At 75.1% G+C, this 25,217-nt stretch carries 27 protein-coding genes and 1 pseudogene; 13 read left to right on the top strand and 15 right to left on the bottom strand.

Annotated elements, in window-relative coordinates; genetic code table 11:
- Window positions 1-8 precede the first annotated feature (8 nt).
- The 10 genes and pseudogenes from dnaG to hisD all read right to left on the bottom strand — a co-directional run bounded on the left by dnaG (window position 9) and on the right by hisD (window position 7,623).
- Window positions 9-1,823 (bottom strand): DNA primase, encoded by a 1,815-nt coding sequence (dnaG, locus tag AMOR_RS16965; RefSeq protein WP_248352737.1) that lies wholly within the window; start codon window positions 1,821-1,823, stop codon window positions 9-11.
- A gap of 156 nt (window positions 1,824-1,979) precedes the next feature.
- Entirely contained in the window at window positions 1,980-2,429 is a 450-nt protein-coding gene (locus AMOR_RS16960; protein ID WP_248352736.1) for a GatB/YqeY domain-containing protein, read from the bottom strand.
- A gap of 32 nt (window positions 2,430-2,461) precedes the next feature.
- Entirely contained in the window at window positions 2,462-2,656 is a 195-nt protein-coding gene (gene rpsU, locus AMOR_RS16955; RefSeq protein WP_012524821.1) for a 30S ribosomal protein S21, read from the bottom strand.
- 127 nt (window positions 2,657-2,783) lie between these two features.
- On the bottom strand, window positions 2,784-3,116 hold the full coding sequence (hisE, locus tag AMOR_RS16950; RefSeq protein ID WP_248352735.1) for a phosphoribosyl-ATP diphosphatase: 333 nt from the start codon (window positions 3,114-3,116) through the stop codon (window positions 2,784-2,786).
- Between the two features lie 44 nt (window positions 3,117-3,160).
- A pseudogene (gene hisI, locus AMOR_RS16945) lies at window positions 3,161-3,451 on the bottom strand (phosphoribosyl-AMP cyclohydrolase); the annotation flags it as partial.
- Window positions 3,448-4,212, bottom strand: coding sequence for an imidazole glycerol phosphate synthase subunit HisF (hisF, locus tag AMOR_RS16940; protein WP_248352734.1), 765 nt, complete (start codon window positions 4,210-4,212; stop codon window positions 3,448-3,450). The gene hisF and the pseudogene hisI, both read right to left, overlap by 4 nt.
- A 29-nt stretch (window positions 4,213-4,241) precedes the next feature.
- Entirely contained in the window at window positions 4,242-4,958 is a 717-nt protein-coding gene (gene hisA, locus AMOR_RS16935) for a 1-(5-phosphoribosyl)-5-[(5-phosphoribosylamino)methylideneamino]imidazole-4-carboxamide isomerase (RefSeq protein WP_248362544.1), read from the bottom strand.
- A gap of 18 nt (window positions 4,959-4,976) precedes the next feature.
- Window positions 4,977-5,594 (bottom strand): imidazole glycerol phosphate synthase subunit HisH, encoded by a 618-nt coding sequence (gene hisH / locus AMOR_RS16930; RefSeq protein WP_248352733.1) that lies wholly within the window; start codon window positions 5,592-5,594, stop codon window positions 4,977-4,979.
- On the bottom strand, window positions 5,594-6,217 hold the full coding sequence (hisB, locus tag AMOR_RS16925; protein ID WP_248352732.1) for an imidazoleglycerol-phosphate dehydratase HisB: 624 nt from the start codon (window positions 6,215-6,217) through the stop codon (window positions 5,594-5,596). The genes hisH and hisB overlap by 1 nt, the downstream gene beginning before the upstream one ends.
- Entirely contained in the window at window positions 6,214-7,623 is a 1,410-nt protein-coding gene (gene hisD, locus AMOR_RS16920) for a histidinol dehydrogenase (protein ID WP_248352731.1), read from the bottom strand. The genes hisB and hisD overlap by 4 nt, the downstream gene beginning before the upstream one ends.
- A gap of 357 nt (window positions 7,624-7,980) precedes the next feature.
- Here hisD and AMOR_RS16915 point away from each other — a divergent pair, with 357 nt between their 5' ends.
- Window positions 7,981-8,568 (top strand): helix-turn-helix transcriptional regulator, encoded by a 588-nt coding sequence (locus tag AMOR_RS16915; RefSeq protein WP_248352730.1) that lies wholly within the window; start codon window positions 7,981-7,983, stop codon window positions 8,566-8,568.
- 196 nt (window positions 8,569-8,764) lie between these two features.
- The gene (locus tag AMOR_RS16910) at window positions 8,765-9,880 is read left to right on the top strand and encodes a VIT1/CCC1 transporter family protein (RefSeq protein ID WP_248352729.1); all 1,116 of its coding nucleotides are present in this window, start codon (window positions 8,765-8,767) and stop codon (window positions 9,878-9,880) included.
- On the opposite strand, the gene AMOR_RS16905 is transcribed toward AMOR_RS16910, so the two are convergent.
- Together AMOR_RS16905 and AMOR_RS16900 are read right to left on the bottom strand one after the other, a co-directional pair.
- Window positions 9,841-11,220, bottom strand: a complete 1,380-nt coding sequence (locus AMOR_RS16905; protein WP_248352728.1) for a cytochrome P450 — start codon at window positions 11,218-11,220, stop codon at window positions 9,841-9,843. The two genes, AMOR_RS16910 and AMOR_RS16905, sit on opposite strands and share 40 nt — an antisense overlap.
- A 48-nt stretch (window positions 11,221-11,268) precedes the next feature.
- On the bottom strand, window positions 11,269-12,588 hold the full coding sequence (locus AMOR_RS16900; RefSeq protein WP_248352727.1) for a flavohemoglobin expression-modulating QEGLA motif protein: 1,320 nt from the start codon (window positions 12,586-12,588) through the stop codon (window positions 11,269-11,271).
- A gap of 138 nt (window positions 12,589-12,726) precedes the next feature.
- On the opposite strand from AMOR_RS16900, the gene AMOR_RS16895 reads away from it, so the two are divergent.
- The 11 genes from AMOR_RS16895 (at window position 12,727) to AMOR_RS16845 (ending at window position 20,856) form a co-directional block, all read left to right on the top strand.
- Window positions 12,727-13,143 (top strand): hypothetical protein, encoded by a 417-nt coding sequence (locus tag AMOR_RS16895; protein ID WP_248352726.1) that lies wholly within the window; start codon window positions 12,727-12,729, stop codon window positions 13,141-13,143.
- Window positions 13,144-13,154: 11 nt separating this feature from the next.
- Window positions 13,155-13,502 (top strand): hypothetical protein, encoded by a 348-nt coding sequence (locus tag AMOR_RS16890; RefSeq protein WP_248352725.1) that lies wholly within the window; start codon window positions 13,155-13,157, stop codon window positions 13,500-13,502.
- A 9-nt stretch (window positions 13,503-13,511) separates the two neighbouring features.
- Window positions 13,512-14,228 carry a secretion protein gene (locus AMOR_RS16885; protein WP_248352724.1) on the top strand — a complete coding sequence of 239 codons (717 nt, stop codon included), beginning with the start codon at window positions 13,512-13,514 and terminating at the stop codon, window positions 14,226-14,228.
- On the top strand, window positions 14,225-14,542 hold the full coding sequence (locus tag AMOR_RS16880; RefSeq protein WP_248352723.1) for a hypothetical protein: 318 nt from the start codon (window positions 14,225-14,227) through the stop codon (window positions 14,540-14,542). Before AMOR_RS16885 ends, AMOR_RS16880 begins: the two co-directional genes overlap by 4 nt.
- A gap of 124 nt (window positions 14,543-14,666) precedes the next feature.
- Window positions 14,667-15,647, top strand: coding sequence for a FliM/FliN family flagellar motor switch protein (locus tag AMOR_RS16875; RefSeq protein ID WP_248352722.1), 981 nt, complete (start codon window positions 14,667-14,669; stop codon window positions 15,645-15,647).
- Entirely contained in the window at window positions 15,644-16,003 is a 360-nt protein-coding gene (locus AMOR_RS16870; protein ID WP_248352721.1) for a flagellar biosynthetic protein FliO, read from the top strand. Before AMOR_RS16875 ends, AMOR_RS16870 begins: the two co-directional genes overlap by 4 nt.
- A complete protein-coding gene (gene sctR, locus AMOR_RS16865) occupies window positions 16,000-16,677 on the top strand; it encodes a type III secretion system export apparatus subunit SctR (protein WP_248352720.1) in 678 nt (225 codons plus the stop codon). The genes AMOR_RS16870 and sctR overlap by 4 nt, the downstream gene beginning before the upstream one ends.
- A 3-nt stretch (window positions 16,678-16,680) precedes the next feature.
- Window positions 16,681-16,947 carry a type III secretion system export apparatus subunit SctS gene (gene sctS / locus AMOR_RS16860; protein ID WP_248352719.1) on the top strand — a complete coding sequence of 89 codons (267 nt, stop codon included), beginning with the start codon at window positions 16,681-16,683 and terminating at the stop codon, window positions 16,945-16,947.
- Window positions 16,944-17,705, top strand: a complete 762-nt coding sequence (locus AMOR_RS16855; RefSeq protein ID WP_248352718.1) for a flagellar biosynthetic protein FliR — start codon at window positions 16,944-16,946, stop codon at window positions 17,703-17,705. The genes sctS and AMOR_RS16855 overlap by 4 nt, the downstream gene beginning before the upstream one ends.
- On the top strand, window positions 17,702-18,736 hold the full coding sequence (locus AMOR_RS16850) for an EscU/YscU/HrcU family type III secretion system export apparatus switch protein (protein ID WP_248352717.1): 1,035 nt from the start codon (window positions 17,702-17,704) through the stop codon (window positions 18,734-18,736). The genes AMOR_RS16855 and AMOR_RS16850 overlap by 4 nt, the downstream gene beginning before the upstream one ends.
- A complete protein-coding gene (locus tag AMOR_RS16845; RefSeq protein ID WP_248352716.1) occupies window positions 18,733-20,856 on the top strand; it encodes a flagellar biosynthesis protein FlhA in 2,124 nt (707 codons plus the stop codon). Before AMOR_RS16850 ends, AMOR_RS16845 begins: the two co-directional genes overlap by 4 nt.
- On the opposite strand, the gene AMOR_RS16840 is transcribed toward AMOR_RS16845, so the two are convergent.
- The 3 genes from AMOR_RS16840 to AMOR_RS16830 all read right to left on the bottom strand — a co-directional run bounded on the left by AMOR_RS16840 (window position 20,853) and on the right by AMOR_RS16830 (window position 25,110).
- Entirely contained in the window at window positions 20,853-21,215 is a 363-nt protein-coding gene (locus tag AMOR_RS16840; RefSeq protein ID WP_248352715.1) for an HU family DNA-binding protein, read from the bottom strand. The genes AMOR_RS16845 and AMOR_RS16840 overlap by 4 nt on opposite strands.
- Window positions 21,216-21,361: 146 nt before the next feature.
- Window positions 21,362-22,681 carry a YhjD/YihY/BrkB family envelope integrity protein gene (locus tag AMOR_RS16835; RefSeq protein ID WP_248352714.1) on the bottom strand — a complete coding sequence of 440 codons (1,320 nt, stop codon included), beginning with the start codon at window positions 22,679-22,681 and terminating at the stop codon, window positions 21,362-21,364.
- 14 nt (window positions 22,682-22,695) lie between these two features.
- Window positions 22,696-25,110 carry an Rne/Rng family ribonuclease gene (locus AMOR_RS16830; protein ID WP_248352713.1) on the bottom strand — a complete coding sequence of 805 codons (2,415 nt, stop codon included), beginning with the start codon at window positions 25,108-25,110 and terminating at the stop codon, window positions 22,696-22,698.
- Between the last annotated feature and the right edge of the window lie 107 nt (window positions 25,111-25,217).

The raw sequence follows: 25,217 nt of genomic DNA, 5'->3' as shown, positions 1-25,217 counted from the left end.
CTTGCCTTTCATCCGGGCCGCTCCAGGGACCGCAAACGCTTCTCCAGGTCCGACCGCCGCCGCGCCGCGACCTGCGCGGCGACCGCGAGGTCCTCGGGCACCGGGGCGCCCCGCTTCGCGATCTCGGCGAGGAGCCGGTCCTGCTCCCCCCGTACGGCCTCGATCGTCGCCTTCACGGCCGCCTTCCGGAGCTCCCGCTCCGCCTCCTCCGGCTTCGGCCGCGCCGGGCCGGTGAGGGCCCGGATCCGGCGGGTCGCGGCCTCGTCCGCCCCCGCCGCCGCGAGGCGCGCGAGCGCCTCGTCGACCGCGACCGGCCCCCGGCACAGCTCGCGTGCAAGCTCCGCGAGCGGCCCCGGCGGGAGCAGCCGCGGGAGGCCCTCCTCGTCGGCGACCGGCCCCAGCTCGGGGTGGGCCGCGAGGATCCCGAGCGCGTCCGCAGCCGGGCCGGGGAGGAGCAGCCTCATCCGCGCATCGCCTCCCCCGACCGGCCGGGCCGGGCGCGGGGCAGGACCCGGCCGGGCGACGGCCGGCTCCGGGCGCGGTGGTGGGTGGGGCTTCTCGCCCGACAGCTCGGCGTGGAGCGCCGCCGGATCGAGATCGAGCCGCTTCGCGATGGCGTCCTCGAAGACGGAACGCGCGAGACCCTCCGGCATCATCCGCACGAATGGCGACAGCTCGCGAACGGCGGCGAGCTTCTGCTCGAGCGCCGCCTCGCGCGGCCGACCGGCGCAGGTCCGGTCGATCGCCCGGTCGATGAGGAAGGCCGACAGGGGCGCCGCCTTCGCGAGGAGCGCCTCGACGCCCGCTCGCCCGTGTGCGCGCGCGTAGTCGTCGGGGTCGGTCTTGCCGGCGTCGGAGGGCAGCACGGCCACCTTGCCCGCGAGGCCGGCGGGGAAGAGCGCCTGTGCGGCCTTGGCGGGCGCGGCGAGACCCGCGGCGTCGCCGTCGAACAGGATCGTCACCTCGCGGCAGTCGCACCGGCCCAGGAGCTCCACGTGCTCCGGCGTGAGCGCGGTGCCGCACACGGCGACCGCGTTCGTGATGCCCGCCTGGTGCAGCCCGATCACGTCGAAGTAGCCCTCGACGAGCAGCGCCTGGCGCGTCTTGCGGATCGTCTCGCGGGCGAGGTCGAGGCCGTACAGGACCCGGGACTTCTTGTAGAGGGGCGTCTCGGGCGTGTTGAGGTACTTCGCGCCCTTCTCGTCGCCGAGCGCGCGCCCGCCGAAGCCGATGACCTGCCCGTCCATGCCGGCGATGGGGAACATGAGGCGGTTGCGGAAGCGGTCGTACGTGCCGCCGTCCTTCTCCCTCTCGATGACGAGGCCGGCCTTCTTCAGGGCCTCGAGCCCGATCCCCTTCTCCGCGAGCCGCCGCGGGAGGTCGTTCCACGCATCCGCCGCCACCCCGAGCCGGAACCTCCGGATCGAGTCCTCCGAGACACCGCGGCCCGCGAGGTAGGCGCGGGCCGGATCACCGAAGCGGCTCCCGAGGCGCGCCGCGAAGTAGCGCGCCCCGGCGTCGTTCGCGGAGTGGATCTCGTTCCGCTCCTTGCGTCGCGCCCGCTGCTCCGCCGAGTCCTCCTCGGCCGCCTCCGGGATCTCGACGCCCACCTCGAGCGCCAGCGCCCTCACCACCTCGGGAAACTCCTTCCCCTCGAGCTTCTGCAGGAACGTGAAGACGTCCCCGTGCTCCCCGCAGCCGTAGCACTTGAAGTGCTTGTCCTCCGGGTACACGTGGAAGCTCGGCGTCTTCTCGCCGTGGAAGACGCAGTTGCCCTTCCACGTCCGGCCCGATCTCTTGAGCTCCATGTGGCGACCGATCACGGCCACCACGTCGACGCGCGCACGGATCTCGTCGATGAGCGCGTCCGGGATCAGGGACTCCCACCGCCTTTCGATCGCAGCGGGGGGAACCGAGACAACGGCTCCCCCCAAGAACCACGTGCTCGCTGCGCGCCGCCTCGTCCGGCGGCTCCTCGCCTACTTGCCGGTCAGCCGCGCCTTCACCATGTCCGCGACGGCCTTCCCCTCCGCCCGGCCCTGCACCTCCGGCAGGAGCGCCTTCATCACCGCGCCCATGTCCTTCGGTCCCTTCGCGTTCGTCTGCGCGATCGCAGCGTCGACCTTCGCCCGGAGCTCGTCCTCGGTGAGCTGCTGCGGCAGCCACGCCTGGAGGATCTTGATCTCCGCCTCCTCCTTGTCGGCGAGGTCCTGCCGGTTCCCGGCCTTGTACTGCTCGACCGAGTCCCGGCGGCGCTTGATCTCGGAGCCGATGACGCCCAGCACGCCCGCGTCGTCGAGCGGCTTCATGAGCTCGATCTCGCGATACTTGACGGCGCTCTTGAGCATGCGGACGACGCTGAGCTTCAGCGCGTCCTTGTCGCGCATGGCGGCCTTGAGGTCCTGATCCAGCTGTTCCTTGAGCGCCATGGTCGGTCCGGGTGAGGGCGGGCGGCGGCGGGCTAGAAGCCCTTCCGCATCTTCTTGAGCGCGCGCTTCTTGGCGGCGAGGGCCTTCTTCTTGCGCTTCACGCTGGGCTTCTCGTAGTGCTCGCGCTTGCGGATCTCCGAGAGGATGCCCGCCTTCTCGCACTGCTTCTTGAAGCGCTTCATGGCGTTCTCGAAGGACTCGCCATCCTTGACGCGCACTCCGGTCATTCGTTTTCCTCGTTCCCTGCAGTTGTGTTGAGGCTCTCGCCTTGGAAAGCGAAGGAGCCGGGCGCGACGGGCGCCCGGCTCTTTCACGCGGCTGAGGGGCGGCTATTACGTGAAAACCCCACCGACGTCAAGGGTTTCCGGGCTTCGGGACGTGGGGCTGCCCGTGGCGGTGCTCGAGGACGGCATAGACCTCGGTGGGCGTCACGTCCGCGGACGCGAGCAGCACGAGCAGGTGGTAGAGGAGATCGGCCGCCTCGTGGGCGAGGTGATCCTTCGTATCCTTGCCGTCCGAGAGGGCCTGGTGGGCCTCGTTCACCTCGTACGCTTCCTCGATGATCTTCCGCCGGATCCGCGGCGGGGCGTCGAGGAGCTTGCGGGTGTAGCTGCCCTGGGCCGCGACGTCCGCCTTGCGGGACTCGATCGTCGCCCAGAGCTTCGCGAGGAATCGCTCGTCTGCCATCGGAACTCCTGCCTTTCGGAGAAACAGCTGCGGGTCCCGGTATGGCACGCGGGACCGGTCTGGCGCACGACGTAGAGCACGGCGTCTCCGTCGCAGTCGAGCGCGATCGCGCGGAGCTCCTGGACGTGCCCGCTCGTGTCCCCCTTCCGCCAGAGGGACTTGCGGCTACGGGACCAGTAGGTCGCCCGTCCGCCCTCCGCGCTCGCGACGAGCGCCTCGCGGTTCGCCCAGGCGAGCATGAGGACGGTGCCGTCCTCCTCCTGGGCCACGACCGGGACGAGGCCACGGTCGTCGAACTGGATGCGGTCGAGGAGCTTCTTCACCGCGGTCTTCATGGCCGGACGTGGATCCCCTTCGCGCGGAGGTAGGCCTTCGCCTCCTGCACGGTGTGCTTGCCGTCGTGGAAGATCGACGCCGCGAGCGCGGCGTCGGCGAAGCGCAGCCCCTCGGCGAGGTGCTCGAGCGTGCCGACGCCCCCCGAGGCGATGACCGGGATCGTCACCGACGCGCAGACCTTCTCCAGGAGCTCGAGATCGTACCCCGCCTGCGTGCCGTCGCGGTCCATCGAGGTGAGCAGGATCTCGCCCGCGCCGCGATCCGCCACCTCGCGGACCCACGCGAGCCCCTCGACGCCGGTCGGCTTCGACCCGCCGGCGACGTGGACCTCCCACTCCTGCGGTCCGCTCCCCCTCGGGCGGCGCTTCACGTCGATCGCCACGACGAGCGCCTGGGCGCCGGCGATCCGCGAGAGGCGGTCGACGAGCGAGGGATCCTTCACCGCCGACGAGTTCACGCTCACCTTGTCGGCGCCCGCGTGGAGCAGGGTCACGAAGTCGTCCTCGCTCCGGACGCCGCCGCCGACGGTGAGCGGCGCGAACACGCGCGCGGCGGTGCGGGTCACGAGGTCCACGAGCGTGCCGCGGTTCTCCTGCGTCGCGGCGATGTCGAGGTAGGTCACCTCGTCGGCGCCCTGGGCGTCGTACCGCGCGGCGGCCTCGACCGGATCGCCGGCGTCCCGCAGGTTCTGGAAGTTGATCCCCTTCACGACGCGGCCGTTCTTCACGTCGAGGCAGGGGATGATGCGCTTCGCCGGCATTCGAGGGCTCGCTCCTGTTCCGGGCCGATCTAGGCCTTCGCCGCCGCGATGGCGTCGCGGAGGGAGATCCGGCCCTCGTACAGCGCCTTTCCGACGATGACGCCGGCGACGCCCGCCACCTTGCACGCCTCGACGTCCGCGAGGCTCGCGACCCCGCCCGACGCCACCACCTCGACGCCCGCCTCGGCCTGGATCCGCGCCGCGCCCGCCGCGTCCACGCCCGAGAACATCCCGTCGCGGCCGACGTCGGTGTACTCGACGAGCGACACGCCGGCCGCCTTCACCCGGCGCGCGACCTCCACCGCCGCGAGGCCGGTGCCCTCGAGCCACCCGGCGATCTTCACCTCGCCGTTCCGCGCGTCGATCCCGCAGCGCACCCGGCCCGGGAACCGCCGGCACGCCTCCTCGACGAGCCCGAGCCGCTCCACCGCAGCCGTGCCGAGGACGACGTACTTCACGCCGAGCGCGAGCACCTTCTCGAGGTCGCCGATCGATCGGAGCCCGCCGCCCAGCTCGACCTCGATCCCGGGCACCTCGCAGATCGCGCGCACCGCGTCGAGGTTCACCGGCCAGCCCGCCTTCGCGCCCTCGAGATCGACGACGTGGAGGAGCGTCGCGCCGGCGCGGGCGAACTCCTCGGCCTTGTGGGCAGGCCGCGACGCGTAGACCTTCTTCGTCGCGTAGTCGCCCTTCTCGAGGCGGACCACCTCGCCGCCGATGAGGTCGATGGCCGGGATGACGAGCATGCTCACGGGGAGACCTCGCTAGATCGAGACGAACCGCTCGAGGAGCGCGAGCCCGACCTTCTGGCTCTTCTCGGGGTGGAACTGGACCGCGAAGAGGTTGTCCTTCGCGAGCGCCGCGCAGTAGTCGCGGCCGTGGGTGGTGAGGAGCGCGGCGCCGGGCGCGTCGGCGGGCGCCGCGTAGGAGTGGGCGAAGTAGACGTACTGCCCGTCCATCGGGGCGAAGAGCGCCGCGTCCCGCTTCACGAGCCGGACGGGCGACCACCCGATGTTCGGGAGCTTCACCCCGGCCGGCAGCCGGGCGATCGTCCCCGGCAGGACGCCGAGCCCGCGCGCCCCGCCGGCCTCCTCGCCGCGCTCGAAGAGGATCTGGAGGCCGACGCAGATGCCGAGCACCGGCGTGCCCTTGCGGATGGCCTCGAGGAGCGCGTCCGCGACGCCGCTCCGCCGCATCGCCTCCGCGCACTCCGGCATGGAGCCCTGCCCCGGCACGACGACGCGGTCGGCGCTCCGGACCTCGGCGGGATCGTGCGTCACGACGACCTTCGCGCCGACCTCGCGGAGCGCGTTCTCCACGGAGCGGAGGTTCCCGGCGCCGTAGTCGACCAGGGCGACCGTCCCGGCGGGCTTCGCGGACACTAGAGCAGCCCCTTCGTGCTGGGGAGGCCCGTTCCCTCGCGAGAGGTCGCGGCGCGGAGCGCGCGGGCCGTCGCCTTGAAGATCGCCTCGACCACGTGGTGGAGGTTCCGGCCGTAGCGGACGTTCACGTGCAGGCAGATCCGGGCGTGGTTCACGAGCGCCTGGAGGAAGTCCTGGGTGAGGTCCACGTCGTAGGCGCCGATGAACCTCTTCCCGGACGGGAGCTTCGCGTTGAAGGTGAGGTGCGGGCGCCCGGAGAGATCGACGACCGCCTCGACGAGCGCCTCGTCGAGCGGGACGACGGCGTGGCCGTACCGGGCGAGGCCCGCCTTGTCGGCGGTGGCCTGCTTCAGCGCCTCCCCGATCCCGATCCCCACGTCCTCGACGGTGTGGTGCGCATCGACCTCGAGGTCGCCCTTCGCCCGCACCGTGAGCGCCATGCCGCCGTGGCGCGAGATCTGGTCGAGCATGTGGTCGAAGAACGGGAGGCCGGTCGAGATGGAGGCCTCGCCCGGCTCGAGGCGGAGCGCCACCTCAACCTGGGTCTCCTTCGTCTTCCGCGCGACCTCGCCGCGCCTCGCGGCCGGCTTCGCCGCGGGCTTCACCAGCGCCGCCTTCCTCATCGCGATCCCTTCCGGCCCGGACGTCCGCGCAGCGGCCGCCGCGGCGGGGGGCGCCGCGCAGCGCGCGCCGGCCGGGCCGCCTTCCGCCGCCGCACGGGCGCCGCCTTCTCGACGCGGACCGCCACGGCGCGCCAGTGCCCCTCGAGCCCCTCGGCCCGCGCGAGCGCCTTCACGGCGGGCGCCACCGCGGCGAGCGCCGCCGGCGTGAACTCGAGCACGCTCATGCGGCGCCGGAACGTCGCCACCGAGAGCGGCGACGCGAACCGCGCGGTCCCCGCCGTCGGCAACACGTGCGACGGGCCCGCGAGGTAGTCGCCGACCGCCTCCGGCGTGCTCGTGCCGACGAACACGGCGCCCGCCCGCGAGAGCTTCGGGACGAGCCGCGCCGCGTTCCTCGCGTGGAGCGCGAGGTGCTCGGGCGCGAACTCGTCCGCGAGCCGGACCGCCTCGGCGAGATCGGCCGCGACGACGACGGCGCCGCGCTCCTGGATCGAGCGCGAGGCGATCTCCCGCCGCGGGAGGTCCGCGAGCTGCCGCTCCACCTCGGCGAGCGCCGCGTCCGCGAGGCGCACCGACGGGGTGACGAGCACGGACACCGCCCGGACGTCGTGCTCGGCCTGGGCGAGGAGGTCGGAGGCGACCTCCGCCGCGTCCGCCGCCACGTCCGCGAGGACGAGGATCTCGCTCGGCCCGGCGATCATGTCGATGTCGACCCGCCCGAACACGAGCCGCTTCGCGGCGGCGACATAGGCGTTCCCCGGGCCGCAGATCTTGTCGACGGCCGGGATGGTGCCGGTCCCGTACGCCAGCGCCGCGACGGCCTGTGCCCCGCCGACCCGGAACAGCTTCCCCACGCCGGCGACGTGGCACGCCGCGAGCGTCCAGGCGTCCATCTCCCCGGTGCCCTTCACGCCGGGGGAGCAGACGAAGATCTCGCGGACGCCGGCGACCTTGGCCGGGATGGCGGTCATGAGGACCGACGACGGGTACCGGGCGGTGCCGCCGGGCACGTACAGCCCGACGCGCGCGAGCGGCCGGACGACCTGCGCCAGCGTCGCGCCCGCGGCATCACGCCGCGGCTTCACCTCGGAGTCGGTCTCCCGGGCGTGGAAGTCCGTGACGCGCTTCGCCGCGAGCGTGAGCGCCCTTCGCCCCTCGGCGGGAAGGCCCCGGAACGCGGCCCGGAAGTCGTCCGGACCGAGCGCGACGCCCGCCGCCGTGCCCGGGTCCCAGCCGTCGAACCGGCGGGTGTACTCGAGGAGCGCGACGTCCCCCCGGGCGCGGACGTCCTCCACGATCCGCTGGGCGGCCTCGCGGACGGGAGCCTCGTCCTCGTCCGAGCCACGGGCGCAGACCCTCTCCCACGCGGCGCGGAAGGAGGGGTCCTTGGTCTGGAGCTTCTGCACGGCGGTTCTCCTCGGAGAACCCTGTCTTATAGACGACTTCGGCCCGCGGGGCGACCTCGACCTGGCCCGCCCGGGAGCGCAGCCCGCCGGGCTTGCCCGCGCGCTGCGCACTTCGTCGCACTCGCGACCTCGCGAGTCACGAAACGATGCGGCGCCGTTCCACGGATTGCGGTCCGACGCGCACGGCGGGCGATACCCGCCGTCCAGAACTCCTGGAGAACGTCCGTGGGCGAGAATGTGACACCGGAGAGCCGTGCCAGGACCGCGGGACGAGCGCTCGAACCCTTTCAGGGTACGGTAGCGCTGGGAGCGGCGCCGCTCGACTTGACCGTGTGTGCGCGCCGCGGGGAGCCAGGGATGAAGCCGAAGACCACGCGTCGATCGCGGGGCCACGGGACCGGGGATCGCGAGGATCCGCCGCCAGAGCTCGTCGATCCGATCGTCGCCGAGCCGCGACCGCTGCCGCCGGAGGTGACGCGGATCGCGCCCGCCGCCCTGCAGGCGGCGCTCGCCGCGATCCCTTCCCCGGCGTTCCTCGTGCGTGTCCCCGCGGCGATCGCGTGCGCGAACGCGCGCGGCGAGGCGCTCCTCGCCACCGAGCGCGACCGGGTCCAAGCGGCGCTGCGCCACCCGCCGAACCCCGGGCAGCGCGGGGTCCGGCGCTTCACCTTGGACGGCGTCAACGAGTGGTACGTGGCCGTCTTCTCCGACCTCGCCGGCGACGCGCGCGCCCGGCTGCCGGGCGTCGCTCGGCGCTGGAGCCTCACGCCCCGGCAGAGCGCGGTCCTGCTCCTCGTCGCGGAGGGCGCGTCGAACCGCGCCGTCGCCGAGCGGCTCGAGTGCTCGGAGAAGACCGTCGAGCTGCACGTCTCCGCGCTGCTCGCGAAGACGCGCTCGACGAGCCGCTCGCAGCTCGTCGCGAGCTTCTGGACCGAGCCGGCGTGACGAAAGCGCAGCCCGTACCAGACAGCCACGTCGTTCCCGTTCCCGTGCCCGTGAACGTACCCGAGCCTCTCCGTGCCCGTGACCCGCGTCCCGTGGCCCGTGGGCCCTGATCCGTCCCCGATCCCGACCCGACCCGACCCCGGGACCCCCACCCTCCCGCGCTGCCGCCGCGACCTCGCCCTGCTACATTCCGCGCATGGATCCGCGGACCGACCTCTGGCTCCAGAACCTCGTGGACGAGCGCGACGGCGCCGCGCTGTACGAGGGGCTCGCCCGCTACGAGCGCGATCCCGAGAAGGCCCGGAGCTTCCGCGAGCTCGGGGAGGCGGAGCGGCGCCACGCGGGGATCTGGGAGCGGAAGCTCGAGAAGGCCGGCGTCTCGCTGCCGCCGGACCGCCCGAGCTCGCGCGTCCGCGCCCTCGTCTGGCTCGCGCGGCGGCTCGGGTCGGCCGCCGTCGTGCCGATGGTCCTCGAGACCGAGGCCGGCGACGCGGACAAGTACGAGGAGCAGGGCGGCGAGGCGGTCGCGATCGCCCAGGAGGAGCGCGCGCACCGGCAGGTCCTGGTCGGCCTGAAGGGGAGCGATCCCGACGGCGCCCGCGCGCTCATCGCCCAGCGCGAGCGCTGGCATCGCGGCGGCGGCCGCGCGGGCTCGATCCGCGCGGCGATCTTCGGGATGAACGACGGCCTCCTCTCCAACCTGTCGCTCATCCTCGGCGTCGCGGGAGCCGGCGTCGCTCCGCAGACGGTGGTCGTGACGGGGTTCGCGGGCCTCCTCGCCGGCGCCTTCTCGATGGCGGCGGGCGAGTACACGTCGGTCGCGAGCCAGCGCGACCTCCTCGCGCGCCAGATCGCGATGGAGAAGCGCGAGATCTCCGAGGCGCCGGAGGAGGAGGCCGCGGAGCTCGCCCTCATCTTCAAGCAGAAGGGGCTCTCCACCGAGCAGGCGAGCCGGACGGCGGCGGAGATCCTGAAGAACCCGGACAGCGCCCTCGACACGCTCGTCCGCGAGGAGCTCGGGCTCGACCCCGAGGACCTCGGCTCGCCCATGGGCGCGGCGGTGTCCTCGTTCCTCATGTTCTCGGTCGGCGCCCTCGTCCCGGTGATCCCGTTCCTGCTCGCGTCGGGCTCGCCGGCCGTCCTCGCGAGCACGCTCCTCGCGTTCTTCGTGCTCGCGACGGTGGGCGGCGTGGTCGGCTTCCTGTCCGGCACGAGCGTGTGGCGCTCGTCGCTGCGGATGGTCGGCCTCGCGGCGCTCGCCGCCGGCGTGACCTACGCCGTGGGCCGGCTGTTCGGGGCCGCCGTCGGCTGAGCGGGGCGCCGGAGCTCGACGCGGACGGGCACGCCGCCCCCCGGCCGGAGGGTGATCCGCGGCAGCGGCACGGGCGGCACCGGCGCGAGCGGGACGAGCCGGACGCGCGACGCGATCGCGGCGAGCGCGAGGACGCCCTCGGTCCAGGCGAAGCCCTCGCCGATGCAGATCCGCGGACCGGCGCCGAACGGGAAGTACGCGAGGCGCGGGAGACCGGCGCGGCGCTCCGGGAGCCAGCGATCCGGGTCGAACCGGTCCGGCTCCGGATAGAGGCCCGGATCGCGGTGGATCACCCATTGCGGAAGCATCGCGGTCGCGCGCGCCGGGAGCACGAACCCGCCGAGCGGCACGTCGGCGATCGCCTGGCGCGCGAGCGTCCACGCGGGCGGGTAGAGCCGCATCCCCTCCGTCAGCACCCGGCGCGCGTACGGGAGCCGGTCCACGTCGGCCGGCGCGGGCGGGCGGCCGCCGAGCACGGCGTCGACCTCCGCCTCGAGCCTGGCGCGCGCGCCGGGGTTCCGCCCGAGGAGGTCGATGGTCCAGGCGAGAGCGTCTCCGGTGGTCTCGTGGCCGGCGAGGAAGATCGTCATCGCCTCGTCGCGCAGCTCGAGGTCCGAGAGCGCGCCGCCCCCCTCGGCGTCCCGCGCGGCGAGGAGGCGGCCGAGCAGGTCGTCGCCGCCGCCGCCCGCCGCGCGGCGCGCCGCGATCATGCGGTACAGGATCGCGTCCAGCGTCCGCCGCGCCCGGTGGACCCGCACCGTGCTCGGCACCGGCAGGCGATCGAGGAGCGGCGCGAACGGGATGCGCGACATCCGGAAGCTCTCGACGGCGTCGTCGAGCGCCCGCGCGATCGCCGGGATCTCCGCCTCGACGTCCGCGCCGAACAGCGCCTCCGCCACGATCTCGAGGGCGAGCGCGGCCATCTCGCGGTGCGCGTCGATGGCGTCGCCGTCTCGCCAGCGCGCGACCCTCGCCGCCGCGCGACGGGCCATGACCGCCGCCGCGCCGGCGATCCGGTCCGGGTGGAAGGCCGGCTGGGCGAGACGGCGGTGACGGCGCCACGTCTCGCCGTGCGCGGTGAGGAGCCCGTCCCCGAGCATGACCCGCGCCATCTCGAGGCCGCGATCCTTCCGGAACCGCTCCGGCGAGACGACCAGCACCTCGCGGACGAGGTCCGGGTCGGAGAGGACGAAGACGTGGCGCGGACCGATCCGGAAGTGCGCGACCGGCCCGTACGTTCGCGCGAGGCGCTCCAGGAACCCGAGCGGATCGCGGCCGAACGCGCGCCAGCTGCCGCCGGGGCGGAGCGTGCGCGGGCCGGGCGGCAGCGCGGGCGTCACGCGGCGGATGTAGCCGGGCGGCGGCCGCCGCGCCTGCGGCGCCGCGCGTCACTCCCCGAGGTCGCCCTCGTCCCCCGCAGGCCGCGGCGCCAGCTCCTCCTCCAGCTCCGCCGACTCGCGCAGGCGCCCCACGAGCGTCCCCGTCGCGCCGCCGCCGCGCCGGCGGGCGTAGTACCGCGAGACCGAAGGCAGGGAGAACCGGTTCATCGTCACGCTGTGGGTGCACATCGCGTTCAGCCGGTCGATGTCGATGAACCACTCCGGGAGGTACACCGGCCCGACGCAGAGCCCCTCGTCCACGAGGTCCCGGACGAGCTCCGCGTCGTCGACGCTCATCTTGCCGGCGAGGAACGCCCGCACGAGCTCCACGTCGCGCTGCTCGAGGGCGGCGCGCAGGAAGTTGAACGTCCGGCAGTAGCCGCGCTGGTAGGCGGCGTCCTTCGTGAACGGCGCCCCGCCCTCGAGGAGGCCGCCCCGGAACACGCGCTCGCTCATGAGCGCCGCCTTCTCCGGCGGGAACCGCGCGAGCAGGTAGCGGTACACCTCGAGGAAGTCCGCGCCGCGCGCCGCCATGTCGATGGCGATCGTGCGCTCCCCGAGCTCGATGTAGCGCTCGTCGGTGATGTAGCCGGTGAGGAACTCGGCGACGATCCCGCCGCCCTCCTGCGACTCGGTGTGGCGGGGGAGCCCGACGCCGAGCACGGTGAGGACCGGCTGCCGGTACCCGTTCAGCGACGTGAGGACGTGCCAGAGCCCCTCGTGGTGGGCCATGGCGGAGACCTGGCGCTCCGAGAAGCGGGCGCCCTTCCTGAGGGTGATGCCGGTCGCGCCGGCGGCAGCGTTGGCGGTGAGGCGGGTCCGGACGAGCACCTGCACGTGGCCGCCGAGGAGCGGCGCACAGATCTCGGCGATCCGGCTCGCCGCGTCCTCCGCCGAGAAGACCTGCTCCTCGTCCCGCGCGCGCGGCCGCGAGGCCCACATCCGGGCGATGCCGAGGTTGTCCACGTTGTGATCGGGGAACCGATCGCGAGGATCGCCGTAGACGCGCCGCGACAGCTCGTAGAAGCGCCGGCTGCCGCGGGCTGCGAGGAGCTGCGCGAGGAGGATGAACTCGTCGCACTTCTGGCGGAGCAGGTCCTCGACGGGGTTCCGGCCGCGGATCCGCCGCCGGAGCTCGCGCAGCTCCTTCACCTTCGCTTCCGTGTCGAAGCCGAGCGCCGGGTACTCGGGGCGCGGCAGCTCGCGCGCCCCGTGCCGGAAGAACCGAGCGTGGACCTCGGGCGCCCAGTTGATCGCCCGGAGGACGCGGATCGGCCGCTGCGCGTGGACGATGGCGTCGGAGAGACGGCGGAGGTACTCGCGCGGCACCGCGGGAAGGTAACACACGGTCCGCCCGGCGGACCGGCGCGGGCGGGCGGCGGCCCGCGCGCACGCCGCGGGCCTCGAGATCGCGCCTTTCGGGACGGGCACGCGCGTTGCTCCTGTCCGTGGCCAAGGAGAAACGCCATGAACCGAATCGAGTCGATCCACGTCGCCCCGACGAGCGAGCGCCACGCCGAGCCCGGTCGTTTCCAGTCCGCCCTCCGCGGTGCCGCCTCCGGGCTCGCCCGCGGCGTCGCCGCCACCGTCGAGCTCGCGGCACCCTACGTTCCGGGCGGGACGGTGCTCTCGGCCGCCGTCCGCGGCGCGGTCGCGGGAGCGGACGGCACTGGCGCGGCCGCCGGCAGCACCCCCGGGTCCAGCGCGCCGGACGACGTCCTCGGCGCGACCCGCCAGCTGCAGGAGGAGGCCCGGACCTACAACCTCCAGTACCTGCAGCTGCAGGAGAACATGCAGCGGGAGAGCCGCGAGTTCACCGCGCTCTCGAACGTGATGAAGGTGAAGCACGACAGCGCGAAGTCCGCGATCCAGAACATCCACTAGGAGCCGCGACGATGCCCATCGCCCCCGCCGCCGCCGTCGCGCGGGCCGCGCCGCCGCCTGCGCTCGCACCCGAGCCCCGCCCGTTCGGCGCCGTCCTCGAGGCGCGCGGTCCGCTCCGGCCGCCCGCCCCGCCACCGCCTCGTCCCGCGGTGCCCCCCGCCCTGGCCGCGGTCGAGCGCGCGCAGGCTCGCCTCGACGCCGTGCTCGCGGCGGCGCGCTCCGGCCGAACGTTCACCGCCCAGGAGCTGCTCGGGCTCCAGGCGGAGGCGTACCGCACGGCCCAGACCGTCGACCTCGCGGCGAAGCTGGTGGAGCAGGGCGCCCAGAGCGTCAAGCAGGCCGTGAACACGCAGCTCTGAGGAGGATCGATGCGTCTCCCGATCTGGCTCGCCCTCGCGGTCGCCCTCGGCGGCTGCGGTCGAGAGGAGCTGTTCCACCGCCTCGACGAGGGCCAGGCCAACGAGGTCCTCGTCGCGCTCGACGAGGGCGGCATCGCGGCGCGCAAGGAGCGAGAGGACGGGGCCGAGGGCGCGTGGACGGTCTCGGTCGCATCGAGCGACGCCGCGCCGGCCCAGCGGCTCCTGGCCGCGCGCGACCTGCCGCGGGCGCGGCCGCCGGGCTTCGGCGAGGTGTTCTCCAAGGCCTCCATGGTCCCGACGCCCGTCGAGGAGCACGCGATGTACCTGCACGCGCTCGCGGGCGAGCTGGCGCGCAGCGTCGAGGCGATCGACGGGGTCGTGGGCGCGCGCGTCCACCTCGGCCTGCCGCAGCCCGATCCGCTCCGGCCCGGCGAGCGGGTCGCCCCTCGCGCGGCGGTGCTCGTCCGCTGCCGGCCCGCGTCGTGTGGCGCGGTCCGTGCGCTCGACGCGGGCATCCGCTCGCTCGTCGCGGGCGCCGCCGACGGGCTCGCGCCGGACGCGGTCGCCGTCGTGGTCTCGGAGGCGGTGGAGGCGCCCGCGCCCCGCGCCGAGGCGCGACGCCGCTCGCCGGCGCTCCTCGCGATCGCGGCGCTCGCCGCGCTCGCGGCGACCGGGCTCGGGGGCGCGGGGCTCTGGATCCGCCTGCGCCGGGGCACCGCGACGTGACCGCGGAGGATCGGCGGCTCGTCGCGCTCGCGGCGGCCCTCCTCCCGGACCGAGCGCGGCGGCTTCTCGCGCGCGCCCCGGCGCCGTCCCTGGCCGACGAGGGCGCCCGCCTCGCGGCCCTCGCCCGCCGGGACCGGCTCGCGGCCCTCGCGGCGTCCCTCTCCGGAACGGCCGGGCCCGCGCGGGCCCCCGCGTCCGCGGCCGCGGAGCGCGGCGCCGTCGCCGAGCTGCTCCGGCGCGTCGCCCGCGGGGAGGTCCCGCCAGGCCCGGCGCCGGCGCTGGTGCGGCTCTGCCGGGAGCGGCTCCTCCAGTGACCGGCGGTCGCGCCGCGCACCCCCGCGGCCGCCGCCGCGCCCCGCCCGCGGCCCGCTCGAACGCCAACCCCGCGGGATCGCTCGGCGCGGCCGGACGGCACGCGGCGTGGAGAGCACGAGCGCCATGCCACTTCCGTTCGAGCTCCCCGCCCTCTCCCGGGGCCACGCCGAGCTGACCGCAGCCGCGCGTGCGACCGGCGCGGAGGTGGCGCGTGCGGCGGCCGCCGAGCTCGCGGCGGTCCTCGGCGCTCCCGTCATGGTGAGCGCACGCACCGTGCCCGGCCCTGCCGCTCCCCGCGCCCTCGTCGCGCGCCTCGCCCTGGACCTGGCCGCGCTCCCCGCGCCCGCGGTGCTGGAGGTCGATTCGGCCCTCGCGGTCGCGGTCGTGAACCGTCTCGCGGGCGGAGACGGCGCGCCGGAGCCCGCGGCGGTGCTCACGCCGGTCGAGGCGAGCGCGGTCGAGCTGCTCGCGCTGGCGGCGCTGGAAGGCGCGTGCGCCGCCCCCGCCGTCGACGCGCTGCTGGCGCCGCGGCTCGCCCGCGGCGTCCGCGAGCCCGCCGGCGCCCTCGCCATCGAGCTCGACGTGGACGCGGGCGGGGCCCGCGGCCACGCCCGCCTCCTCGTCCCGCCGGCCGCCCTGCGCGCCCTGGCGGGGGCCCCCGACCCGGCCGCGTCCCCCGTCTCGCTCCCCGTCTCGTTCCGGCGCGGCACGGCCGCGCTCGGGCCGGGCGACCTCGACGCCCTCGCGCCCGGAGACGTGGTCGTCGTCGACGAAGCCGCGACGGGGACGGCGTCGCTCGTGCTGCCGGGCGGCGCGCGCGCGACGGGCCGGCTCGAGGACGACGGCACCTTTCACGTGGAGGAGACGACGATGACAGGACGGATGGCGGAGCTCCCGGTGACGCTCGAGATCGAGCTCGCGCGCGTGGAGCTGACCCTCGGCGAGCTCGCCCGACTCGAGCCCGGCGCTGCGCTGCCCCTCGCGCTGGACCGGCGCGGGCTCGTGACCCTGCGCGCGGGCGACCGCGCCGTCGCGCGCGGCGAGCTGGTGGACGTGGAGGGCTCGGTCGGCGTGCGGATCCTCTCGGTGGAGGGCGCGCCGTGATCGCCGCCCTCGCCGCCCGCCTCGCCCGCCTCCCCGCCGGCCGGGGAGCCCTGGTGGTCGCCGGGGCCGCCGCGGGTTGCCTCCTCGTGTCGGCACCCGGCTCGCTCGCGTCGGCGGCGGCGCGGGCCGCGCTCGTCGTCGCCGCGCTCGGCGCGGCCGCGGCGCTCTCGAGGCGGCGCCCGCGCCTCGCGCTCGCCCCCGAGCTGGCCGTCGTCGCCCGCGCCGCCCTCGGGAAGGAGACCGGCGTCGCGCTGGTCGACGTCCAGGGGCGGCGCCTCGTCGTCGGCTTCGGGCCGGATGGCGTGTCGGTCCTGGACGCGCCCGCCCCTCCCGTCCGCGCGGAGGACCGACCGTGATCGCCGTCGCCCTCCTGCCGGCCCCCGGCCCCGTCGCCGAGCGCCCGGCCGAGATGCTGGTGCTCCTGGCCGCGCTCGCGCTCGTCCCCGTCGCGCTCGTGATGCTCACGTCGTTCCTCAAGATCGCGGTCGTTCTCTCCATCGCGCGGTCGGCCCTCGGCGCGCCCCAGGTCCCGCCGAACACCGTGGTGACGGGGCTCGCGCTCGTCCTCACGCTCCTCGTGATGGCGCCGGTCGCGGAGCGCGCGGCGGAGCGGATCCGGGCCGCGCCGCCGGAGCAGGGCGTCGCCGGCAGCCTCGCCGCCGCGTCGCGCGGCCTCGGGCCCCTGAAGGAATTCCTGGCGCGGTTCGCGCGGTCGGACGACCGCGCCGCGTTCCTCGACGTCGCCGCTCGCCTCCGCGCGGGGGCCGGGCCCGCGCCGGCCGACGACGATCTCGCCGTCCTCGCCCCGGCGTTCGTGGTCTCCGAGCTCCGCCGGGCGTTCACCATCGGCTTCCTCGTGTTCGTGCCGTTCCTCGTCGTGGACCTGGTGGTCTCGAACGTGCTGCTCGCGCTCGGGCTCACGCAGCTGTCTCCGACCTCGGTCGCCCTCCCCTTCAAGCTCCTCCTCTTCGTCGCGGTGGACGGGTGGAAGCTCCTCGCCCGCGCCCTCGCGCTCTCGTACGCGGGCTAGCCCATGGACCCCGTCCTCCTGCACCTCGGCCGCGAGGCCCTGCTCCTCGTGCTCCTGGTCTCCGCGCCGCCGCTCGGCGCCGCGCTGGCGGTCGGCCTCGTCACGGGCGTGCTCCAGGCGGCGACGCAGATCCAGGAGCAGAGCGTCGGCGTGGTCCCGCGCCTCGTCGCGGTGATCGGCGCGCTCGCGATCGCCGCGCCCTGGATCGGCGCGCGCGTCGTCCGGTTCGCCGCCGCGTGCCTCGAGCTCGTACCGAGGATCGCGTCATGATCACCCCGCTCGTCGACCTGGCGCTCCTCGCCTCCGCCCTCCTCCACGCGCTGCGCCTCGTCCCGGTGGCGCTCGCCTCGCCGTTCCTCGGCGGTCCCCTCGCGCCTCCCGTCGTCCGGGTCGCCCTCGCCGGCGGCCTCGGCCTCGCCGCCGCCGCGCTCCGCGGCGCGCCGCCGGCTCCGCCCGACGCGCTCGCGCTCGCCGCCGCCGGGGCCCGGGAGCTCACCCTCGGCGCCGCCCTGGCGGTGCTCGCCGCGGTCCCCGTCGAGGCCGCCCGCGCGGCGGGCCGGCTCGCGGACACGTTCCGCGGGGCGACGCTCGCCGAGCTGCACGTCGCCCCCATCCGGCAGCGCGAGAGCGCGTCGGGCGACCTGCTCGCGCAGTGGGTGGTCGTCCTCGCCGCGTGGGCAGGCGGCGACCGCCTCGTGGTCTCGGGCCTCCTCGGCGGGTTCGCCGCGCTGCCCGCGGGCGCACCGTTCGCGCCGGACGCCGCGCGCGAGCTCGTCCTCTCCGCGTCGTCCGCGCTGCTCTCGACGGCGCTCGCGGTCGCCGCGCCCGCGGCCGCCGGCGTGCTCGCCGCCGACCTCGCGCTCGCGCTCGTCGCCCGGGTGGCGCCGCAGCTCGGCGCCGTCAACGCCGCCCAGCCCGCGCGCGCGGCGCTCGGCCTCCTCGCCCTCGCCGCCGGGGCGAGCGCGGCGGCCGGGCGCCTCGTCGCGCTCGTGGCGCTGCCGGCGCGGCTGCCGGGAGCGCTCCCGTGAGCGGCAACCGCACGGAGGAGCCCACCCCGAGGCGGCTCCGGGAGGCGCGACGCCGCGGCGACGTCGGCGGGAGCCGCGAGCTCACCGGCGCGGCTGCGCTCGCCGGCGGCCTCCTCGCGCTCGCCGCCGCCGGTCCGGCGATCGCGAGCGGGCTCGCCGCGCGCCTGCGCGGCGCGCTCGCGGGAGCGGTGTCCGGCGGCGCCGATCCCGGCGCGGCCCTCCGCGACGCCGCGCTCGCGGTCCTCGCGCTCTCGCTCCCCGCCTGCGCCGGCGCGCTCGCCGCGGCGACCCTCGCCGGCGGACTCCAGTCCGGATGGAACCTCTCGCTCGAGGCGCTCCGCCCCCGCCTCGACCGCATCGACCCGGCCCGCGGCCTCCGGCGGCTCTTCTCCGGCGCGCAGCTCGCGGCGGCCGGGCTCGGGGTCGTGAAGGCCGCGGCGCTCGGCGCGGTCGCGTGGAGCTGGGCGAGGACCGCCTGGCCGTCGCTCGCGGCCCTGCCCCGCCTCGACGCGCCCGTGCTCTGGCGGATCCTCCCGCTCCTCGGCGGGCTCGGCGCGCGGCTCGCCGCGGCGGCGGCGCTGCTCGGCCTCGCGGACCTCGCGCTCGCGCGCCGCCGCCACCGGCGCGGTCTGCGGATGACGCGCGAGGAGGTCCGCCGCGAGCACCGCGACGACGAGGGCGACCCCACCCACCGCGCCGAGCGGCGGCGGAGGCACCGCGCGCTGCTCGACGCGGGGCCGGTGTCGCGCGCGACCGTCGTCGTCGTGAACCCGACGCACGTCGCGGTGGCGCTCCGGCACGACCGCGCCGTGGACGACGCCCCCCACGTCGTCGCGAAGGGGACCGGGCGCGAGGCGGCCCGGATCCGCTCCGCCGCTCGACGCGCGGGCGTCCCCATCGTCCGCGACGTCGCGCTCGCCCGCGCCCTGCACCGCCTCGCCGAGGTCGGGGACGAGATCCCCGAGGAGCTGTACGAGGCGGCCGCGGTGGTCCTCGCGCACCTGTACGGCCTCGAGGAGGTCCCGACGTGAAGATCGACGTGAACGCCGACGCGCTCCACCCGCTCCTCGCCCGCCTCCGCGGCGCCGGCGACGCGGTCTTCGCGCTCGCGGTGCTGGGCGTCGTGCTCTTGCTCGTGACCCCGCTCCCGCCGGCGCTGCTCGACGCTCTGCTGGCGCTGAACCTCGCGACGGCGGCGACGATCCTGGTCGTGACGCTCTTCGCGCGCGAGGCGCTGCGCTTCGCCAGCTTCCCGACGCTGCTCCTCCTCACCACGCTGTTTCGCCTCGCGCTGAACGTCAGCTCGACGCGCCTCGTGCTCTCGCGGGGCGACGCCGGACGGGTCATCGAGGCGTTCGGCCGCGTCGTCGTGCAGGGCGACTACGTGGTGGGCGCGGTGGTCTTCGCGATCCTCACCCTCGTCCAGCTGCTCGTGGTCGCGAAGGGCGCCGAGCGCGTCGCCGAGGTGGCCGCCCGCTTCACCCTCGACGCGATGCCCGGCAAGCAGATGGCGATCGACGCCGACCTTCGCGCCGGCGCCATCGAGCAGGGCGAGGCGCGCCGCCGCCGCCGGGCCCTCGAGCGGGAGAGCCAGCTCTACGGCGCGATGGATGGCGCGCTCAAGTTCGTGAAGGGGGACGCCATCGCCGGGATCGCCATCGTCCTCGTGAACGTCACCGGCGGCCTCGTCGCCGGCGTGCTGCGCGGGATGGACGCCGGCCAGGCCGCGCGGCGGTACGCGCTGCTCGCCATCGGCGACGGGCTCGTCTCGCAGATCCCGGCGCTGCTCGTCGCGGTGTCCGCGGGCGTCGCCGTGACGCGCGTCGCGGCGGAGGAGGAGGGCGCGAGCCTCCCCGCCGAGATCGGTCGCCAGCTCCTCGCGCACCCTGCCGCGCTCGGCGCGGTCGCGGCGCTGCTCGGCGGCCTCGCGCTCGCGCCCGGCCTCCCGGCGGCGCCGTTCCTGCTGCTCGCGGCGGCGGCGGGCGGGACCGCGCATCGACTGTCGCGGCAGCGGGCGCCGCGCGCGGCCGCCGCCGGCGTCGACGCGCCCGCCGCGACGCCGGCTGCCTCCGACGATCCGCTCGCGCCCGCGGCGCCCCTCGTCATCGAGCTCGCCGACGACCTCTTCGCGAGCGCGCGCCAGGGCGGGTTCGTGACGGAAGGGCTGGCCGGCCTCCGCGACGCGCTCTGGCGCGATCTCGGCATCCGGCTGCCGGGGGTCGCGGTCCGCCCGATGGCGAGCGCACCGGGGACGTGGCGCGTGCTCGTGGACGAGGTCCCGGCGGGCGGCGGCCGCGCGCCCGCGGCCGAGGCGGTGGTGCTCGCCTCCGCGGACGAGCTCGCCCTCGTCGGGATCGCGAGCGTCCCCGAGGCCGATCCCGTCACCGGGCGGAAGCTGTGCCTGATCGCGGCGGCCGACGCGGCCCGCGCCGCGGCGCTCGCTCCGGTGCGAGGCCCGCTCGATCGCGTGCTCGCAGGGACCGCGGGCGCGCTGGCGCGGAGCGCGGCGGAGCTGGTCGGGGTCCAGGAGGTGCAGGTGCTGCTGGACGGCCTCGAGCCCGCGGCGCCCGCGCTGGTCCGCGAGGTGACGCGTCAGCTCCCGGCGCCGCTCCTCGCGGAGGTGCTGCGGCGCCTCGTCCAGGAGGGCGTGTCGATCCGGCCGCTGCGCACGATCCTCGAGGCGCTCCTCGAGGCAGGCGGTGCCGCGCGAGGGGCGAGCGCGCTGGCCGAGGCCGCGCGACGCGCCCTGCGGCGGCACCTCGCCCGGGTCCACGCCGGCGATGGCCCTCTCGCCGTGCTGCTGCTCGACCCCTCGGCCGAGCAGACGCTTCGCGAGGCGCTCAGCGGCGAGGCGCTCGCGCTCGACCCCGACGTGGGGACCGCGCTGCTCGACGCAGTCGGCGCGGAGCTGGACGGGTGCTCGGACGCGCCGGTCCTCCTCGTGAGCCCGGACGTGCGGAGGCCCTTGCGCGGGCTGGTCGCGGCGCGATGGCCGCACGTCGCGGTCCTGACTTACGAGGAGCTTCCGCCAGAGCTCGCGGTCCGCCCGCTCGGGCGGATCGCGATCGCGAAGGGGTGCGGAGAAGGCGAGGTGCCCCGCGGCGTCGAGCGCGACGCGCGTGAAGTCGCGAGGTTAGCGGCGCGCAGCTAGGCGCCGGCGGCGACCGGCGGCGTGCCCTGCGGCGTTCCCTGATCCTCGCCACCGCCGCCGGTGGGCTGCCGCGTGAGCAATTCCGGCCGGTTCACGCGGTCGCGCAACTCCTTGCCGGTGCGGAACAGGATCCCGCGCTTCGGCTTCACCGGAATCACCTCTCCGGTCTTGGGGTTGCGGCCCTGGTAACCGTCGTAGTGCTTCACGTGGAAGGCGCCGAGACCACGGATCTCGATGTTCTCGCCCTTGCAGAGCGCATCCTTCATCGAGTCGAAGATCGTCTCGATCGTGGCCTCCGCCTGCTTCTGGGTCACACCGCGCTTCACGACGAGGATGTTGATGAGGTCCGACTTCAGCATCGGCGCTCCGAGATCGCTTGCGGCCCCCGCCCGTCCTGGCGAGCCGATCGAGATGGGGAGAGCCTAGCCGAAGGCTCCGAAATCAGCAAGGGTTCCACGGGCATGCGTACTCCGACCCACGGCGGAGGTGGGCGAAGTGCCGCGGATCAGCGCGAGGCGACCGGGCGGGGGCCTGCCTGATCGCCCTCTGGGGCGGGTCCGCCGTCGCTGGACGGGGGCCGCTCGGCGGCCCGATCCCGGTCGCAGAGCGCCCGATAGGTGACCGCGGCGAGCTCGCTCGCGGCGCGATCCTCGATTCCCTTGACGATTCCGGCGAGTACGCCCGCGCCGGACGCGAGGACGGGGTCCCGGCCCGCTACCGCACGCCGCACGTCCAGAAGGGTGATCTTCTCGAGGGTGCGCGAGGGCACGAGGCCACCATCCGCGAGCGCGATGACGAGCCCCTGCTGCCGCAGGGCGGAGAGGGCCTCCCCGGCCTGCTCGGCCGTGGCGCGCAGCCGGCCCGCAACCTCCCCCGAGTCGGGCGCGACCCTCTCCTCGTCGTAAGCGCGCGCGATCATGAGGAGCGCCTGGCCGGCGAGGATCTCGCGGGTCGCGCGGGAGCCGCCGTCCATGGACCCGATCAGCGACGAGGCATACTGGACGACGTACGCGAGCCGCGCCCCGAAGAGCAGGATCGTCCAGGAGACGAAGAGCCAGAAGAGGAAGATCGGCACGGCCGCCACGGAGCCGTAGATGGCGTGATACCGGAAGATCCTCGCGACGGCGAACGTGTAGCCGAACTTCGCGAGCTCCCACGCCACGCCCGCGACGAGGCCTCCGGCGGCGGCGGCCGAGAGCCGCACCCGCGTGTTCGGGACGATCTGGAAGAGGACCGCGAAGAACGTGCAGGTGAGGAGCGTGCTCGCGAGGACGGCGAGCGCCTGCACGCCGGTGTTCGCGAAGAAGCTGCGCGTGGCGGCGCCGAGCGTCACCGAGGCCGCGAGGAGGAGCGGCCCGAGCGTGAGGCCGACCCAGTAGATCACGGCCTGCTGGGAGATCGAGCGGCGGCGCTTGATGCCCCACACGTCGTTCACCGCGCGCTCGACGTTCGAGAAGAGCGTGACCGCGGACCAGACGAGGATCGCGCCGCCGACCAGCCCGGCGCTCGTGGCGTGCGCGTTCCGGATGAAGCGCTCGAGGTATGGGCCGATGGTCGCCTGGGCGCCGACGGCCAGGTTCTCGAACAGGAACTCGTGGACGCGCTCCGCGATCCGCTCCGTGCCGGTGAAGGCCTGGACGACGGAGAACGCCACGACGAGCGCCGGAACGAGCGCGAAGAGCGAGATGTAGGTGAGCGCCATCGCCCGGAGGCGGACGCTCTCGCCCTCGATGACGTGGAGCGCGACCTTCACCGCGCCGGTCGCGGTCCGCAGCCAGCGCTCCACGCGCGTGGCGTCGACGCGATGCTGGCGCTCCCCCTTCACGGCGCCTCCGTCGCTCAGGCCTTCTCGCCGCCGCTCGCGGGCGCGGGGGCCGGCGCGGCGGCCGCCGCCGCGGGCTCCTCGGTCCGGCCGCGGTCGCGGTCCCCGCGATCGCCGCCGCCGCGCTCGCCGCCCCTCTCCCCGCGCCGGTCGCGGTCGCGATCCCGGCCGCGCCGGTCGCGGTCACGCCCGCCGCCACCACCGCCGCCGCCGCCCTGCTCGCCGCGCTCCTGGCGCCCGTAGATGTCGAACTGCTCCTGGTGGTAGCCGTTCTGCGCCTTCACCTGGATGGTCTTGTTGAAGCGATCCATCAGGTACCGGAGCTCTTCCCGCTCCGCGCCCTGGAGGATGCGCGCGACCTCGGCGTGGCAGTTCACGACGATCGACGGCTCGGGGAAGTGCGGCGCCTCGCGGCGGATCTCCCGGAAGATCTCGTACGCGACGGTGATCTTGGACTTCACGTGCCCCTTGCCGTCGCAGTAGCTGCAGGGCTCCATCATCATGCGCGTGACCGACTCGCGCACGCGCTTGCGCGTCATCTCGACGAGGCCGAGCTCGGAGATCTTGAGGACGTTGGTCTTCGCCTTGTCCCGTCCCAGCGCGTCCTGCAAGGCCTTGAAGACCTTCTCGCGGTTCTGGGACTTATCCATGTCGATGAAGTCGATGATGATGATGCCGCCGATGTTGCGCAGCCGGAGCTGGTAGACGATCTCCTTCGCCGCCTCGACGTTGATCTTGGTGATCGTCTCCTCGAGGTTCTTCTTCCCGACGTAGCGGCCCGAGTTGACGTCGATGGCGGTGAGCGCCTCGGCCTGATCGATGATGATGTAGCCGCCGCTCTTCAGCCAGACCTTCCGCTGGCTCGCGCGCTTCAGCTCCTGCTCGATGCCGTACGCGTCGAAGATCGGGTCCTGGCCGGAGTAGTACTCGATCGAGTTCTCGAGGTGCGGCGCCTGCTCCCGCACGAAGCGGAGGATCCGCTCGTACTCGTCGCGGTCGTCGATGACGAGCTTGCCGACGTCGGCGGTGAAGAGGTCGCGCGTCGCGCGGAGGATGAGGTCGAGGTCGCCGTGGAGCAGCGCGGGGGCGGAGACCTTGTCCTTCGTCCGGATGATCTCGTTCCACACCTGGATGAGGAACCGGATGTCCGCCTCGAGCTTCCCGGCCTCGACGTTCTCCGCGACGGTGCGGACGATGAAGCCGGTGCCCTCCGGGCGCATCCGGTCCACGATCTCGCGGAGGCGGCGGCGCTCGGAGTCCTTCTCGATCCGGCGCGAGATGCCGATGTGATCGACGGTCGGCATGAAGACGAGGTGCCGCCCCGGGAGCGAGATGTGGCTCGTGATGCGCGCGCCCTTGGTCCCGATCGGATCCTTCGCGACCTGGACGATGACCTCCTGGCCCTCCTTGAGGAGGTCCTGGATGTTCTTCGGCTCCTTCGAGCGCTTCTCGTCGCGGTGGCCGTTGCGGTTGTTGCGGTCGCCGCGCTCGCGGCCTTCCTTCCCCTCGCGGCCTTCCTTGCCCTCGCGTCCTTCCTTGCCCTCGCGTCCTTCCTTGCCCTCGCGACCTTCGCGCTCGTTGCGACCCTCGCGCCCGTCGCGGCGGCCGCGCTCGTCGCGGCGCCGGCCCTCGCGATCCCCGCGCTCACGGTCGCGATCGCCGCGCGCCTCGCGCGCGGACTCGCGGCCGGGGGCCTGGATCCGGTCCTTCTCCGGCGCGGCTTCGGCCGACGGCGCCGGCACGCTCGCCTCGGCGGCGGGCTCGACCGGTGCGGCGGCGACGGCGCCCTCGGTCGCGGGCTGCGCGACCTCGGCGCCGGCCTCCGGCGCGACCGGCTCGTCGGCGAGCGGCGGGACCGGCAGCCCCGGGATCGCGGGGACCGGCGCCATGCCCACGGCCTGCGTGAGCGGGATGGGCGTGAGGGGCGGCAGCGGCAGCTCGGCCGCGCCCTGCGTCTCACCCGCGGGCGCCTCGGGCGTCTCGGACGGCGGCGCTGCAACGGCCACGGCGGACGCGCCCTCGACGGGAGCCGGGGTGAGCGCCGCGCCCTCCGCCGCGGCGGGCGGGAGCGCCGGCGGCTCGGCGGCGACGTCATGCGCGCGCGCCTCCGCCTGCTCGGCCTCCTCCTCCGTCGGGACCTCGGGCACCTCGGCGCGGTGCTCACCCTCGGTGAGCTCGAACTCCTCCGAGAAGTCCGGGTCGCCGTAGACGTCGCCGACGTACAGGAACGCCGCCTTCTCGAGGCCGATGTCCACGAAGGCCGCCTGCATGCCGGGGAGCACCCGGACCACGCGGCCCTTGTAGATGTTGCCGACGATCCCCTGCTCGCGCTTTCGCTCGAGGTAGTACTCGTGGATCGTGCCGTTCTCGACCAGGGCCACGCGCGTCTCCGCGCCGGCCGCGTTGATCACCAGGATGCTGTTGCCTGCCATGGGTCACCTCTCTCGCCCCGGCGAGGCGCGGGGAGAGCGAGGCCCCAACCTGCGGGCCACGATCGCGTGCGACCCGGTGGTGCCGGGCGCCTGGGATCGGCTGTCGA

Origin of the sequence: Anaeromyxobacter oryzae, assembly GCF_023169945.1 — a bacterium.
Classification (GTDB): Bacteria; Myxococcota; Myxococcia; order Myxococcales; family Anaeromyxobacteraceae; genus Anaeromyxobacter; species Anaeromyxobacter oryzae.
Note: the sequence above shows the minus strand (reverse complement) of the source record. Positions and strands in the feature narration are given on the sequence as shown.